The sequence below is a fragment of the Gammaproteobacteria bacterium genome (genome assembly GCA_013696315.1).
In the GTDB taxonomy this organism is placed as follows: Bacteria; Pseudomonadota; Gammaproteobacteria; order JACCYU01; family JACCYU01; genus JACCYU01.
This window is the reverse complement of record JACCYU010000226.1, coordinates 1-14,029: the sequence shown is the minus strand read 5'-3', so window position 1 is coordinate 14,029 and position 14,029 is coordinate 1. Positions and strand designations below refer to the sequence as shown.

13 protein-coding genes and 1 pseudogene are annotated in these 14,029 nt (G+C 60.9%); 10 read left to right on the top strand and 4 right to left on the bottom strand.

Annotation, left to right across the window (positions count from 1 at the left end; all coding sequences use genetic code 11):
* Positions 1-98: 98 nt before the first annotated feature.
* On the bottom strand, positions 99-1,391 hold the full coding sequence (locus tag H0V34_13330) for a hypothetical protein (protein MBA2492627.1): 1,293 nt from the start codon (positions 1,389-1,391) through the stop codon (positions 99-101).
* Positions 1,392-2,178: 787 nt separating this feature from the next.
* On the opposite strand from H0V34_13330, the gene H0V34_13325 reads away from it, so the two are divergent.
* Both H0V34_13325 and H0V34_13320 read left to right on the top strand, forming a co-directional pair.
* Entirely contained in the window at positions 2,179-2,910 is a 732-nt protein-coding gene (locus H0V34_13325) for a DUF4197 domain-containing protein (GenBank protein ID MBA2492626.1), read from the top strand.
* A 143-nt stretch (positions 2,911-3,053) separates the two neighbouring features.
* Positions 3,054-4,025 carry an aldo/keto reductase gene (locus H0V34_13320; GenBank protein MBA2492625.1) on the top strand — a complete coding sequence of 324 codons (972 nt, stop codon included), beginning with the start codon at positions 3,054-3,056 and terminating at the stop codon, positions 4,023-4,025.
* 275 nt (positions 4,026-4,300) lie between these two features.
* Here the strand turns inward: H0V34_13320 and ispA are convergent, their stop codons facing one another.
* Positions 4,301-5,248, bottom strand: coding sequence for a (2E,6E)-farnesyl diphosphate synthase (gene ispA, locus H0V34_13315; GenBank protein MBA2492624.1), 948 nt, complete (start codon positions 5,246-5,248; stop codon positions 4,301-4,303).
* Positions 5,181-5,450 (bottom strand): exodeoxyribonuclease VII small subunit, encoded by a 270-nt coding sequence (locus tag H0V34_13310; protein MBA2492623.1) that lies wholly within the window; start codon positions 5,448-5,450, stop codon positions 5,181-5,183. The genes ispA and H0V34_13310 overlap by 68 nt, the downstream gene beginning before the upstream one ends.
* A 288-nt stretch (positions 5,451-5,738) precedes the next feature.
* On the opposite strand from H0V34_13310, the pseudogene cfa reads away from it, so the two are divergent.
* The 4 genes and pseudogenes from cfa to H0V34_13290 all read left to right on the top strand — a co-directional run bounded on the left by cfa (position 5,739) and on the right by H0V34_13290 (position 8,223).
* Positions 5,739-6,766, top strand: a pseudogene (cfa, locus tag H0V34_13305) (cyclopropane fatty acyl phospholipid synthase).
* A gap of 38 nt (positions 6,767-6,804) precedes the next feature.
* Positions 6,805-7,017 carry a hypothetical protein gene (locus tag H0V34_13300; GenBank protein ID MBA2492622.1) on the top strand — a complete coding sequence of 71 codons (213 nt, stop codon included), beginning with the start codon at positions 6,805-6,807 and terminating at the stop codon, positions 7,015-7,017.
* A 52-nt stretch (positions 7,018-7,069) separates the two neighbouring features.
* Positions 7,070-7,384: a hypothetical protein gene (locus tag H0V34_13295; GenBank protein ID MBA2492621.1), complete on the top strand. Its 315-nt coding sequence runs from the start codon at positions 7,070-7,072 to the stop codon at positions 7,382-7,384.
* 119 nt (positions 7,385-7,503) lie between these two features.
* Complete coding sequence (locus H0V34_13290; GenBank protein MBA2492620.1) at positions 7,504-8,223, top strand: hypothetical protein; 720 nt, start codon at positions 7,504-7,506, stop codon at positions 8,221-8,223.
* A gap of 44 nt (positions 8,224-8,267) precedes the next feature.
* Here H0V34_13290 and H0V34_13285 read toward each other — a convergent pair whose 3' ends face one another.
* The gene (locus H0V34_13285) at positions 8,268-8,414 is read right to left on the bottom strand and encodes a response regulator transcription factor (protein ID MBA2492619.1); all 147 of its coding nucleotides are present in this window, start codon (positions 8,412-8,414) and stop codon (positions 8,268-8,270) included.
* Positions 8,415-8,562: 148 nt separating this feature from the next.
* Here H0V34_13285 and H0V34_13280 point away from each other — a divergent pair, with 148 nt between their 5' ends.
* The 4 genes from H0V34_13280 (at position 8,563) to H0V34_13265 (ending at position 13,720) form a co-directional block, all read left to right on the top strand.
* Positions 8,563-9,105 carry an ester cyclase gene (locus H0V34_13280; GenBank protein MBA2492618.1) on the top strand — a complete coding sequence of 181 codons (543 nt, stop codon included), beginning with the start codon at positions 8,563-8,565 and terminating at the stop codon, positions 9,103-9,105.
* Positions 9,106-9,244: 139 nt separating this feature from the next.
* Positions 9,245-10,948, top strand: coding sequence for an aldehyde dehydrogenase (locus H0V34_13275; GenBank protein ID MBA2492617.1), 1,704 nt, complete (start codon positions 9,245-9,247; stop codon positions 10,946-10,948).
* 218 nt (positions 10,949-11,166) lie between these two features.
* Positions 11,167-12,012, top strand: coding sequence for an ester cyclase (locus H0V34_13270; protein ID MBA2492616.1), 846 nt, complete (start codon positions 11,167-11,169; stop codon positions 12,010-12,012).
* A 49-nt stretch (positions 12,013-12,061) separates the two neighbouring features.
* Positions 12,062-13,720, top strand: a complete 1,659-nt coding sequence (locus tag H0V34_13265; GenBank protein ID MBA2492615.1) for an adenylate/guanylate cyclase domain-containing protein — start codon at positions 12,062-12,064, stop codon at positions 13,718-13,720.
* Positions 13,721-14,029 lie beyond the last annotated feature (309 nt).

Sequence of the window (14,029 nt, the reverse complement as noted above, 5' to 3'; positions counted from 1 at the left end):
CCGGGCGGAATTCTTCGACGCTTAGAGCGAGCACCAGGCTGCGCGAGCAGCACGTTGCCGGGCCGGGGCGCGGATTCACTCTCGCGACCCGGACGGAGCTACTCGGCGTATGCGCCGCTGCCGGGCTGATAGGCGATCGTCATGTAAACGCGGTTGAGCAGATCACGGTTCGCCTCATCGGCCTTGACCAGTTCGCCGTCCAAGCGGCCGTTCAAGCTGACTCGCCAGTCGGCGGCGGCCGCCCAGCTCGCGCCCATCGACATGTAACTGGAGGCGTCTTCCTCGCGGTCTCCGCTCACCTGCCATAAATAGCGCATTGAGCCTTCGAGTGCGAAATGGCGAGTCATCGCATATTTCAGCTTGAAGCCAGTCGATGGAACCAGAAAAGTCTCATTCGCGCGGATGATATGCGCCACTCCCATCGAGGTCTTGAAACGGTCGGCGTCATTTTGCAGCCACGCCTGATCCCAGAACACGTCAAGCTGCTGCTCGGGGCGCTGAAGCGAACGTCGCTCGACCAGGTTCGCGCCAAAGCGGCTTATGCCGATAGGGGATTGGCGTTCCAGAAACGTTCCGAGTTTGCTAATGCGCGCTTCGGACGCCGCTTTGCCAACGCCCGGGCGCTCGAGCCCGTAGCGAAAGCTGCCGCCGATGCGGGTCGCCGCGTCAAGCTGTTGCGCGATGCCGACGAAGCCGAAAGTCTTGAGCAGGCCCGCTGTTTTCGGATTGGCGTACACATTCGTTTTTTCCGCTTCCACCCCGGAAAACCAGCTGGTGTGGTGGCGCTGATGATCGGTCCGCCAGTACACGCCTTCGCGATCATCCACCATTTTCTTGTTAACCCACTTTAACTTGGGATCGAAACGATAGACGCCGAACCGTTGACGCCATGCGCCAAGATGGTGATCGCTGTCCAGCCACGAACCCATGTGGTTCTGGCTGTCCTGGGCGACATGCATAGTGTGCCGGTGATTTCTGTTAGGGCTTAGGTATTCGAGGGCGCCGCCTAGGTTGCGTTGCGTCGCATCCTTCGCGTCGCCCTGCACCATCCAGGCTTGTCCGCCTACGTTCCAGTTGGCGTTAAGGTTGTGGCGGCCGCTTAAACCGGATACCTGTTCGGAGGTCGTTTCGAACGACTTGATCGTCCTGCCTTCAACGGTTCCGGCCTGGCCCACCGTCCAGTTGAACTCGGTGTCCTTGTCGTAACCACGCGTTGCTATGCCCAGCAACGGCGTTTCTGGCAAAGAATAGCGATAGCCCGAGCCGACAAGGGGCAGCGTGCGCGTGCGTTGCTCGCCAATCGCGTTGTCCATCCGCCATGTATCATTGAACACCAGACCTTCCTGATTTATGGGGAAATGATCGATGGGCTTGCCGTCGTTGGTCGGCAACGGATTAGCGAAATACGCATGCCTTCAAACTGCAACGCGTCATAGTTTGAAATCCGCTCCTGCCGGAACAAAGGCGCGTCGGGGTTCCGATCATCGGTGTCGATGCTGTCGGCCTTCGTCGTGAAGCGGGTCGCGAAGGTTGGCAAGCGCTGTATACGCCGCGGACCGCTCAAGAAGGCAGGCGTAGAGAACGCCTTGTCCGCGCCGGCCGATTTTGCCGTCGTCGCGGCCTGTGTGTTAGCCGGTGTCGCCGCGGACACCCCCAAGTGCGGTCAATGCAATCAGCGTGCATGCGCGTGTTGCCTTCGAACCTGCAAGAATCAGTTTCTGCGCACGGGTTGAGTCGGCAACAGCGCACCGTAGCGCCGGCGTCCTTGTTATGCTCGTCATCATCACTAATCCCTAAGCGGTTTAATTCGTTAGGAGAGATTAGTGGACCGGCCGGGGCGCTATAACCGCTGGCCGGATGGGTCCCCGGCAAAAACCGATAAGCCAGACGAACGTTCCACAAGAGGCGACCTGCGGGAACATGCCGATGCTGAACTGAGCACCGCGTCATGGAACCAGAAGCGGGAATATCGGGTGCGGCGCTTCGCGCGTCAGCGCGAGTCGTGTGGTGGTGTTACCACAGGCGAACGTGCAAACGACCGCACTTAAGGACTATAGAAGTTGAACGCGCAAACTCGGCCGGTCGCAGGCCAAGTGTAAAACTTCAGGATCGGACGCCGCCAGATAAGGAGGATGGATGAGTCAGTATGAAAATGTAAAACCGTGCCGACGGGCAGCGATGACCTTGTTGATGGCGTCTGTAGTCATGTGCGCCGTTGTCGATAGCCATCTGCGCGCCGGCTGGCTGGAAGAGGGCAAGGACTTAATTGGCGGACCGGCGGGAGACGACTCCGGCGGCGCGCAACTGGGGGCGGACGAGCTACGGGCGGGCCTGAAGGAGGCCTTGCGCGTTGGCACCGAGACGGTGGTCAGTCAGCTCGGGCAGACCGGCGGCTTCAACAGCGATCCGGCCATTCACATTCCATTGCCGCAGAGTCTGGATACGGTCAAGGCAACTCTGGATACCGTTGGTATGGGATCGACGCTCGACGATCTGGAATTGAAGCTCAATCGCGCAGCCGAGGCCGCCACGCCCAAGGCCAAGGTGCTCTTCTGGCAGTCCATCCAGCAAATGACCCTGGAAGACGCGCGAGCCGTCTACAGCGGGCCCGACGATGCTGCGACCCGCTACTTCCAGGACAAAATGTCGGCGCCGCTGGCCGCTGAAATGTCGCCCGTGGTGTCCAAGAGCCTGTCGCAGGTCGGCGCCATTGCCGCCTACGACAAGGTCATGTCGCGCTACCAGAACGTGCCGTTCGTACCCGACGTCAAGGCGGATCTCTCAGACTACGTGGTGAGCGAGGGCATGGCAGGTATTTTTTACTATCTCGCCCGTGAGGAAGCCGCGATTCGCCAGGACCCGGCCAAGCGCACGACCGATATTCTGAAGAAGGTCTTTGGCAAACCATAACGCGCTGTATTCGGCAACTGCAAAGATTTGAACAACGAGCCGCACAATTTCACGGGCAAAGCGTGGCACGTGGGTTGCTCAGTGTGTTGATTGAAGAACCGATAAGCGGCCCGTTTAATTTTTGACTCTGGAGTGAGCACATAATGCAGACACGTCAACTTGGAGACAGCGAACTCGAATTCACCACAGTGGGCCTGGGCACCTGGGCGATTGGCGGCGGCGACTGGGATTTCGGCTGGGGCCCGCAGGACGACAAGGAATCCGTCGCCGCCATCCAGCGCGCACTAGGTCTAGGCGTCAACTGGATCGATACGGCCGCGATTTACGGCCTGGGCCACGCGGAAGAGGTGGTCGCAAAGGCCATTGCCGGGCGGCGCGATCAGGTTATCGTCGCGACCAAATGCGGGCTGCGCTGGAAAGAGGGCGGTACCACGCCGTTCGGCCAGCTCGATTCTGCCAGCGTGCGCGAAGAGGCGGAAGCAAGCCTCAGACGCCTCGACGTGGACGTGATCGATTTATACCAGGTCCACTGGCCCAATCCCGATGAGGACGTCGAGGAGGCGTGGAGCACTATCGCCAAGCTGATCGAAGAAGGCAAGGTTCGCTACGCGGGCGTATCGAATTTCACGGTGGCGCAGCTTGAGCGCATCCAGAAAATCCACCCGGTGACTTCGCTGCAGCCGCCTTACAGCATGCTGGAACGCGGCGTGGAGGACGATTTACTGGAGTATTGCGCGGCCCATAATATCGGCGTGATCGCTTACAGCCCGATGAAGGCCGGCCTGCTGACGGGTAAATACACGCGGCAAAAAATCGACGCGCTGCCCAAAGAAGACTGGCGACGCGGCAGCGATCAGTTCAAAGAGCCGCTGTTAACCGCCAACCTGAAATTGATCGAGCAACTCAAGCCCATCGCGGAGCGCAACGACCTGAGCATGGGCCAACTCGCGATCGCCTGGGTGCTGCGACGGCCGGAAGTCACCGCTGCAATCGTCGGCGCCCGTCGTCCGCAACAAATCGAGGAAACGGTCAAGGCCGGCGACAAGCCCCTGTCGAGAACGGATATCGAAAAGATACAGGCGTTATTGGCCGAACATGAACGCGCGTCGCGCTGAAGGGTGAGGTTTCAGGATTTTCCTGTCGTCAGCATGTGCATTACGTTCGTCTCACGTCTCGGCTCGCGTCCAAACGGACCAGCAAGGCGAAATCGTTCCAGACAATCTTTGTCCGGCTTGCGCAGGACTCGCGCCCCGGTGTTGTGCACTCGTTTAAGCGCCTTTAGTGCGTAATCCGTTCGCAAGCAGAAACGTTTCTGTACTTCCCTGGCGGGCGGGTCAACATAGTGGCGGATCACCGTAGGTTACAACCTGCCCTGCAAACGGAAGCCAGATTATTTGATCCGCATGACGATATAGCGCGCGATGTCGCGCAGCAGGTCGGCGCGCCCGTCGAAACCGGAGAGGCTCGCCAGTGCGTCGTCGTGCAGATCGCGCGCGCGCGATTTGGCCTGCTCCAGACCCATTAGCGCGGGATAGGTCGGTTTGTCGCGTGCATGGTCCGCGCCCTGCGTCTTGCCGAGCGTGGCGGTATCCCCCTCGACGTCCAGGATATCGTCGCGGATCTGGAATGCGAGGCCGATACATTTCGCGAAATGGTCCAGGTCGTCGCGGCGCGAAGCATCCAGACCGCTACAGCCCGCGGCCGACATCATCACACTGGCGCGAATCAGCGCGCCGGTCTTGTGAATGTGCATGGCCTCCAGCTGCGCGATATCCAGCTGCGCGCCCACCGACGCCAGATCGATGGCCTGACCTCCGGCCATGCCCCGTGAGCCAGACGCCAGCGCCAGCGATGCCACCATCTCGATGCGCACGGCCGGATCGCTAGCGATTCGGCGATCGTGCGCCAGTATGTAGAACGCCAGCGCCTGCATGGCGTCGCCCGCCAGGATCGCCGTGGCTTCGTCGAAGGCCTTGTGGCACGAAGGTTTGCCGCGCCGCAGGTCGTCGTCGTCCATCGCAGGCAGATCGTCATGGATCAGTGAATAGGCGTGAATCAACTCTACAGCGCAGGCGATGCCGTCCAGACTGTCCAGCGCGCTACCGAGCGCGGTCCCGGTCGCGTACACCAGCGCCGGGCGCACACGTTTGCCACCACCCAGAGCGGAATAGCGCATGGCCTTGTGCAGAATGCCGGGCTGTACCTGCTCCGCTGGCAGCCATTCGTCGAGCGCACGCTCGACTCTCGCGGACAGCGCGTGCAGCCGCGCCTCAGTGTCCATTATCGGCGTTGTTATTATCGGCGTTGTTATGGGTCTCAAACGGTTCGACGACGGCATGGCCCCCCCGGGTGGTCAGGATTTCGACTTTCTGTTCGGCTTGCTTGAGCGCGGCCTGGCATGCGCGCGTAAGCGCCACCCCACGTTCGAAGGTCTTTAGCGACTCTTCCAGCGTCAAATCGCCCTGCTCGAGACGCTCCACCAGAGATTCCAGCTCCGTCAGGGACTTTTCGAAGTCGATGGATGTCTTTTTGCGCGCCACAAGAAATTCCGGTGCATTGTGATGGCGTCAAGATAACATGGTCGTCCCGCGCTGGCGCGGCCGATGCTTCGTTACGCCGCGCCTTTTTATTTTTGGCCGCTCTTCAATAAACTTGGGAAAACGGTGGTTGGCACGTGTGTTCCAGGGTAGTTGACCGCCGCTCCGGGCTTTCGTTTCAGCAACGCATCCCGCTGATTATTTTTACATAAACACCGATGAGTAATCTCAAAAGCCGCAGAAGTGCTCGCGCTCGCGGACATCGAGATCGACGGCAGCCGCGGCTGGGATATGCATATCCCCAACGATGGCGTCTACCGGCGGGCCATCGCCGAGGGTTCGCTGGGGCTTGGTGAATCGTACATGGACGGCTGGTGGGACGTCGAGCGCCTCGATGAACTCGTGTGCCTGCTGCTGGGCGCGCGTCTGCACGAAAAGCTCAATCCGTTAAAGCTGCTGCTGCCGGTGGTGCATGCCAGGGTGCAAAATCTCCGCACCAGGCCGCGACGCAGCGAAGCCGCGCCGACGCATTATGATCTCGGCAACGATTTTTTCCGGCAGATGCTCGACCGCCGCATGGTATGCACCTGCGGCTACTGGCGTGACGCAACGAACCTCGACGATGCGCAGCAGGCCAAGCTCGAGCTGGTGTGCCGCAAGATCGGCCTCACACCCGGCATGCCCGTGCTGGACATCGGCTGCGGCTGGGGCAGCGTCGCCAAATTCGCCGCGCAGGAATATGGTGCCGAAGTGGTCGGTATCAACACTTCAAAGCCCCAGGCGGAGTACGCGCGGCAGGTATGCGCCGGGCTGCCGGTCGAGATCCGCGTGCTGGACTATCGCGAAATCGACGAGCCGTTTGACCGCGTGATATCGCTTGGCATGTTCGAGCACGTCGGCCACCGTAATCATCGCCGCTACATGCGCGTCGCACTCCGCTGCCTGCGCGACAACGGTTTATTTCTGTTACAAAGCATTGGCGATAACGCCACCACCACGCGCGTCGATCCGTGGATCGCCAGATACATTTTCCCCAACGGCGATCTGCCGTCGATGGCGCAGATCGCGCGCGCGGCCGAGAAACTGTTTATCGTCGAGGACGTCCATAATTTCGGCGCGTATTACGATAAGACTCTGATGGCGTGGTTCGCCAATTTTGACCGCATCATCTCGAGGTGCGCTACGGTGAACGTTTCTACCGCATGTGGAAGTTTTATCTGCTGTCATGCGCGGGCGCGTTCCGGGCGCGGCACATTCAGCTATGGCAGGTGGTGCTGGCGCCCGGAGGTCGGGCCGGCGCCTATACCCGTGTATGCTGACCGATCAAGCGGGCGATTTTACAGATGAGGACACGATCATGAACGAAGACACCCTGAATATGCAGATCCGCAAGTTCCTGAAAAAGGTCGGCGTCACTTCGCAGCGGGAAATCGAAAAAGAAGTCGATGCGGCGCTGGCGTCCGGCAAACTGAAGGGCGATGAAAAACTGCCGGCGGTCATGACCCTGGAGATCCCGTCGCTGAACCTGAATTTCAGGATCGACGGCAAGATCCAGCTGGAAAAGAATTAGTGCGCTCGGCGGCGCTGGCGTGCGCCGCTCGCCAATGACTGGGAAGGTTTCGATGGAAGCCGCATTGTCGCTTGCACGTCCCGGGCACTACGTTTCGCATTGGCTAGTTCTGCTGCTGGCGCTGGCGGTCAGCGGCCATGCAGCGGAGGCTGTTCGCGCGGACACGGTGGTTGGCATCTCGGGCGTGGACTTCACGATCAATGGCGCCGCGACTTATCCCGGTACGCGTATTGAGGGACGGCTGATGAACAGCCGCATGGCCATCGCCATCTTCGATGACGAAAATCCGGACACGATATCTGGAAGTATCCCGATACGGGTGAGTGGGACGCCGAGCGCAATACCCGCGAATTCATCGCGGCGTTGAATACCTACGCCGACAAAGGTCTCAACGCTTTCACGCTTGGCATGCAGGGCGGCAATCCGTTCTAGCACGGTACGCCCGGGCACCCGTGGAATGTATCCGCATTCAAGCCGGATGGTTCGTTGAAGCCGGCGTGGCTGCACCGTGCCGGCAAGGTCATTCGCGCCGCCGACCGGCACGGCATGGTGGTGATTCTGCAATATTTCTATCAGCACCAGGAAGACCGGTTCGTCAGCGATGACGCGGTGCTACGCGCCGCCGATAACATGACCGACTGGGTGCTGGAGCAGGGCTACCGCAACGTCCTGATCGAGATCAACAACGAGGCCACCAACGGCTACGACAAGTCGGTTCTGAAAATGGACAACATACACACGCTGATCGCGCGGGTGCAGGCGCGTGCCGGAGGTCGTCTCAAGGTTTCCACCAGCTTTCGCGGCGGCGTCATCCCGCCCGATGCCGTCATCCGTCAAGGCGACTACATTACCGTGCACGGCAACGATCAGACCGCCCGCCAGATTGCAGCCATGATCGAAGCGATCAAGGCCACCGCCGCGTACCGCGCGGAACCCAAACCGATTGTCTTCAACGAGGATTCCGAAAATATCGAGAACTTGAATGCCGCGGTCAGCAACGGGGCATCGTGGGGCTATCACGACGGCGGCCTGCGCAATTACCACGACGGCTTTCAGTATCTGCCCGTTAACTGGCACATCAACACCGCACGGAAAAAGGCGTTCTTCGATCGCATCGCGCGGTTGGCGGCGACACAAGAAACCTGTTCCTCATCGAGCCGGAGCCAAGGATCCGACAATCGTTCGGCAATCGTACCGGGTCGTTGACAGCAATGGGCAGGCGCCGCGCCTTGATGCGATCCGTTGAACGCTCAGGCGCTCAACAGCCTGTTCATCAGCTCGATTTTGTTGTGCACGCCGAGCTTGTCGTAGATCCGGCGGACGTGGGTGGTGACGGTGGAAATAACGTCGTCCGCGGGCGGCTTCGCACCTCTCGCTCGAAAACTTTTCTTACACAGATTGTAGCGTCTTTACGCCGGAATTCAGCCCGTGGCCTCGTGCGGAGGTTAGTAACGGTTAGAAACTACTCCGCCACAGGGTCGGCGCACATACTTCGAGAACGCCGAAGATGCGGCGGGGCTTAAGGATTTACGGAGAATAAGTGCTATGAAAACTACGATATTTAAACGAAACGTGCTGACCTCGGGATTATGCGCCATGCTGGTCTGGATGGCTTCGACAACGCCTGGCGTTGCCGACGATGATCTGATGCAGGCTTTCAATGATTACAAGGCGACGTGGAATAGCCATGACGTGCCGGCGCTGGTCGCTTTCTATGGCGAGAACGGCACCTACTCGAATCCGGGCACAGGAAAATTGTCCGGCGAAGCGTTGGCGCAGTGGGTCGGCGGCCTGTTTACCGCCATTCCGGACTTCAAGGTCACAGTCGTGAGCGCGGATCCGGTAGACGAGGACACGCTGGCGGAGCAGTGGGTGATCACTGGCACATGGACCAAACCCTTCCCCGGCGGTCAGCTGGCGGGCAAGAAGCCCTCAGGCAAGTCATTCACCGTGCCGGGCGCGGATTTTCAGGAGTGGAAAGACGGCAGGATCGTGTCGACCAGCGCGTACTACGATCAGATGGCGTTGCTCACACAGATCGGTGTGATTCCGCCTCCGGACGAGAATCCGCAGGCGCGCGCGGAGTAAAATCCGCTTGCGGCGAGGGCGGCGTCGGCTGTCCTCGCGCGTTGGCGTCGCAATCATTCTACTGAGTCAGGCGGAGGCGAAAGTCATGAGCGCAGTTCCAGAGCTGCCGGATTTTGCGAGTTATCCTGCCCAATCATCGGTGCCCGCGCCGCCGCCGTCCAGCGAGTCCGAGATGGACGCGGCCGTGGCAAGGCTGCGCGACGGCGCGACGGCGTTCGTCCACTTGCCGCTGCAACAGCGCATCGCGCTTGCGCGGGCCATGCAGCAAGGCTACCTGCGCGTAGCGGAACGGATGGTTCACGCCGGCTGCGAGGCCAAAGGCATCGCGCCCGGAACGCCGCTGGAAGCGGAAGAATGGTCCACCGGTCCGTGGGGCGTGGTGCGACAGCTGCGCCTGATCCGCGAACAGCTCGCGGCGCTGGATAAGACCGGCAACACCGCCATCGGTCCGGTCGCACATCTGCCCGACGGGCGCCTGGCGGTGCGCGTATTTCCGGGCAATGCCATCGACGGCCTGTTGTTCAAAAACATGACGGTCGACGTGCACATGCAAACCGGCATCGACGAGGGCGCGCTGCACGAGACCCGCGCGCGCTTTTACAAACAGCCCGATCACGACGGCTGCGTGGTACTGGTGCTGGGCGCGGGTAACATCGCCGCCATTGGCGCGATGGACGTCATCACCAAACTGTTCAACGAGGGCAAAGTGTGCCTGCTCAAGATGAACCCGGTGAACGCGTATCTGGGTCCGCTGCTGGAAGAGGCGTTTGCCAAGGCGATTGGACAAAATTTCCTGTGCGTGTGTTATGGCGGCGCGGGCGAGGGCCGTTACCTCGTCAATGATCGCGACATCGACGAGGTGCATATCACCGGTTCCGACCACACGCACGATCAGATCGTGTGGGGGCCGCCGGGGCCGCAACAGGACGAGCGCAAGCGCCTGCATCAGCCGCTGCTGAAAAAACCGATTACCTCGGAGCTCGGTAACATTTCGCCCGTCATTGTGGTGCCCGGCCCTTACACGGACAAAGAACTGCGCTTCCAGGCGCAGGATGTGGCCAGCTACTTCGTGATGAACGCCTCGTTCCTGTGCAACGCCGCCAAGATGCTGGTGACGCCGCATGGCTGGGCCGGCAGCGAAGCGTTTATGCGCTGGATCAAAGACGTGTGCGAGAAGGTGCCGCCACGTAAGGCGTATTATCCCGGCGCGGAAGACCGCTGGGCGGCGTTCACGCACGGCCGCGTGCAGCCCGCACAGATCGGCAGGCAACAGGCCGGCGCGCTGCCGTGGACTTTCATCGGCGGTCTGGACGCTGGCGCGTGCGACGAGCCGCTGTTTTCGCAGGAGCCATTCTGCGCCATCCTCGCTGAAACGCGGCTGGGCAGCGCCGATCCGGTCGAGTTTCTGGATCGTGCCGTGGACTTCGCCAATAACACGTTGTGGGGTACGCTGTCCGTAACCCTGGTCGTGCATCCCAGGTCTCTGAAGGATCCGGTGATCGGCAAAGCCGTGGAAGAAGCCATTGCGAAGCTGCGTTACGGCACGGTGGCGGTCAATGGTTTCTCCGGGCTGTCGTTCGTCTTCGCCGCGCCGCCGTGGGGCGCGTATCCCGGTTCGACACCGCAGAATATCCAGAGTGGCCGCGGTTTCGTGCACAACACGGCCATGCTGGACGGCATCGAAAAAGTGGTGATGCGCGCGCCGTTGACGACGTTCCCGAAGCCTGGCTATTTTCCTAGCCATCGCACCACGCACAAGCTGCTGCCGAAGCTGGTCAAGCTGGAGGAGCATGCCGACTGGAAGCCCTTACCCGGCATCGTGATGGCGGCGATACGGGGGTGAGCCGGATAAAGAAAACGATACTTAATGTGTCGTTTCCTGAGGACAGAACGCCCGGCCAGGGAGGGTCGCGAAGGGGCTTCCAGCAACGCCGCGGCCGGGCCATGGATGGCTAACCATACCTTATTAGTACTGGTGGGCCGGTATCCTTAGCAGACATGATGTCGCCAAAGGATTGGCGACCTACGTATGATCGGTACGCAAAGCGCAGGAGGGCCGTTATGAATGCCATCGATGTCGCAAACCAATACTTCGACGCCTGGAACCGGCATGATCCCGATGCCTTGGCGGATGTATTCGCGCCAAGTGGCACCTACCGTGACCCGACGACGGCAGGCGAGCTGACCGGCGCCGCGATCACCGCGAACGCAACGTCGCTGTGGGCCGCGTTTCCAGACCTGTCGTTCGAGATTATCAGCGCCGCCGAGGCGCGCCCCGGCGTTATCGCGGCCGAATGGATCATGAGAGGCACGAATGCGGGCGAGTTTCTCGGCCTGCCCGCCACCCGCAAAACCGTCACGCTGCCGGGCGCAGACTTCATCACTGTCGAGAACGACAGGGTCCGCGCGGTCACCGGTTACTTCGATACGCGTGCGATTCCCGAGCAACTTGGGTTGCAAGTGGTGGTGCAACCTTACGCGCTGGGACCGTTCTCGTTCGGTGTCAGCACCTCGGTGCAGTCGGGCAGCAAGGCGAAGCCCGGCGCGTTCAGCGTCACGCAGCTGATGAGTCTGTCCGATGAATCAATGCAGGAAATCAGGCAAATGTCCCGCGAGACGGCCGGAGAAATGATGAAGATGAAGGGGTTCATCGGTCTGGTGACCGCGCGCATCGGCGAGCGGGCCATCACCATCTCCGCCTGGGAGCGCCCCGATGATTCCAGGCAGTTGATGAGAAGCGAAGCCCACGGCGCCGCGATGCAAAGATTCTTCGCCGGCGCCAGCGCCAGCAGCGCCTACACCAGCGTCTGGGCGCCGGCCCGTATCAACACGTTGTGGGTGAGATGTAACGCCTGCCTAAAGATGAATAATGCTGACACCAGCGCTCACGCTACGTCTTTTGTGTAGCGCGCGAGCGGAGACGTACACGAATCGCTTGCTGGCCAAGGTCAAGCCCATGACTACATCCGGCGAGCTTTCGGGGCAGAAGATCGCGGCGATCAATCAATCGCTGAATAAAATGTTCGCAAGCCCGGTGTTCGCGCAGTCGGCGCGTCAGCGCCGTTTTCTCAAGTTCATCGTCAGCGAGACCGTGGCCGGCAACACCGCCCGACTCAAGGGCTACACCATCGGCGTGGAGGTATTCGACCGCGCGCCGGATTTCGATCCGGCGATAGACGCCATTGTGCGCGTGGAAGCGGCACGGCTGCGGGGCAAGCTGCGCGAATACTACGAGGCGGAGGGGCGCGATGACCCCGTACGCATCGACCTGCCTAAAGGCGCTTACGCCGTCGCCATCGGTTGCGCTAAAGACGGGTACACGCAAGGCGGACATACCGATCCGCGTCCCGCTGACGGTAATCCAGTCGAGAATAATCAGCACCACACTGCGCCGCCAAACGTCGCCGCTTCAGAAACACAGTCCGTCATTCGTACGAGCGAGGACAAACCCTCGATCGCCGTGCTGCCGTTCACCAACATGAGCGCGGATCCCGAGCAGGAGTATTTCGCCGACGGCATCACCGAAGACCTGATTACCGATCTTTCCAAGCTGTCGGGTCTGTTTGTCATCGCGCGGCATTCCGCATTCGTCTACAAGGGCGTCGCCAGGCGAGTGCAGGACATCGGCCGGGAGCTGGGCGTGCGTTACCTGCTGGAAGGCAGCGTGCGACGCGCGGCCGCCTGCGTGCGGATTAACGTGCAGCTTATCGACGCGCACTCGGGCGACCACCTGTGGGCCGAGCGCTACGACCGGGAGCTAAGCGAAATCTTCGCGTTGCAGGACGAGGTGACGCACAGCATCGTCGCCGCGCTGGAATTGCGCCTGACCGCGGATGATCATCAGCGCCTTGCTCATGTGGGCACCGATAATGTGGAGGCCTACGAGCTCTGCCGACGTGGGAATGCGGCCTATGTGCTGTGGACTCTGGATGCGCTGGACTGGGCGCAGGCGTTTTACGAGCGTTCCATTGCCATCGATCCCAGCTACGCGGAGCCGTATGCCTGGCTCGCGCGCGTGCACACCTATCGCTGGCTGCTGGGCGTGCGGTCACGCGGGGAATCGCTGGACGTGGCGCTCAAGCTCGCGTGCCGCGCCGTGAAGCTGCATAAAGAGCTGCCACTCGCGCAAGGTGTTCTGAGCTGGGTCTGCAACTGGAGCGGCATGCACAACGAAGCGCTGCGGGCGGCGCGTCTGGCGGTCACGCTCGATCCGGGCGGCGCCGAGACGCATTACTGGCTGGGCGTGGGTCTCTCGTGCAGCGGCAGCACGGACGAGGCGGAACGAGAGCTGGCGCGGGCGATCACCTTTAATCCGCATTGCCCCGTCTATTATCTCTGGGCACGCGCGCAGAACTATATGTTCATGCGGCGCTATCAGCAGGCGATCGATGCGGCGACGCAGGTGCTGCATAAGGCGCCCACCTTCATAGGAGGATACAATGTCATCACCGCGAGCCTGGCGTTGGCCGACCGGATCGATGAAGCGCGCCGCACGGGTGCGGAGATGAATCGCCTGTTCCCCGAATACCGCAAGCACAGCGACGCCACCACGATCGGTTTCACAAAGGAACTTGGTAATTTGTACAGCGAGGGCTTCAGACTCGCGGGGATATGAGCCGCCCGCGGACGTGCGGGTGCGAGACTTCGTTCCCCATTTCACCAATACGGCGCAGGCTCCGGCAGCCGCTCGCCACACGCGCACACGCCATCGCTCACGCGGCGCTATCGCGCTATCGCATTTCCATGTGCCGAGCCTGGTACTTGTGCCGCCGCCATGTGCGACTTCCACGGGCAGGTTAGTTGTTTAGTCCCGCAGTGTAGTGGTACATTGGATCGTCATATCTGGAGAGATGAGCAATGGGTCAGGTTTTACACGGCAGCGCCCGCACGACTGCGGCAACCCGTCGCGCGATACAGCGGAGTC

Excerpts from the sequence above, each read along its gene's own strand:
- H0V34_13325 (MBA2492626.1), top strand. The coding sequence starts at position 2,179 with ATGACCTTGTTGATGGCGTCTGTAGTCATGTGCGCCGTTGTCGATAGC.
- H0V34_13320 (MBA2492625.1), top strand. The coding sequence starts at position 3,054 with ATGCAGACACGTCAACTTGGAGACAGCGAACTCGAATTCACCACAGTG.
- ispA (MBA2492624.1), bottom strand. The coding sequence starts at position 5,248 with ATGCCGTCGTCGAACCGTTTGAGACCCATAACAACGCCGATAATAACA.
- H0V34_13300 (MBA2492622.1), top strand. The coding sequence starts at position 6,805 with ATGAACGAAGACACCCTGAATATGCAGATCCGCAAGTTCCTGAAAAAG.
- H0V34_13295 (MBA2492621.1), top strand. The coding sequence starts at position 7,070 with ATGGAAGCCGCATTGTCGCTTGCACGTCCCGGGCACTACGTTTCGCAT.
- H0V34_13280 (MBA2492618.1), top strand. The coding sequence starts at position 8,563 with ATGAAAACTACGATATTTAAACGAAACGTGCTGACCTCGGGATTATGC.
- H0V34_13270 (MBA2492616.1), top strand. The coding sequence starts at position 11,167 with ATGAATGCCATCGATGTCGCAAACCAATACTTCGACGCCTGGAACCGG.
- H0V34_13265 (MBA2492615.1), top strand. The coding sequence starts at position 12,062 with ATGACTACATCCGGCGAGCTTTCGGGGCAGAAGATCGCGGCGATCAAT.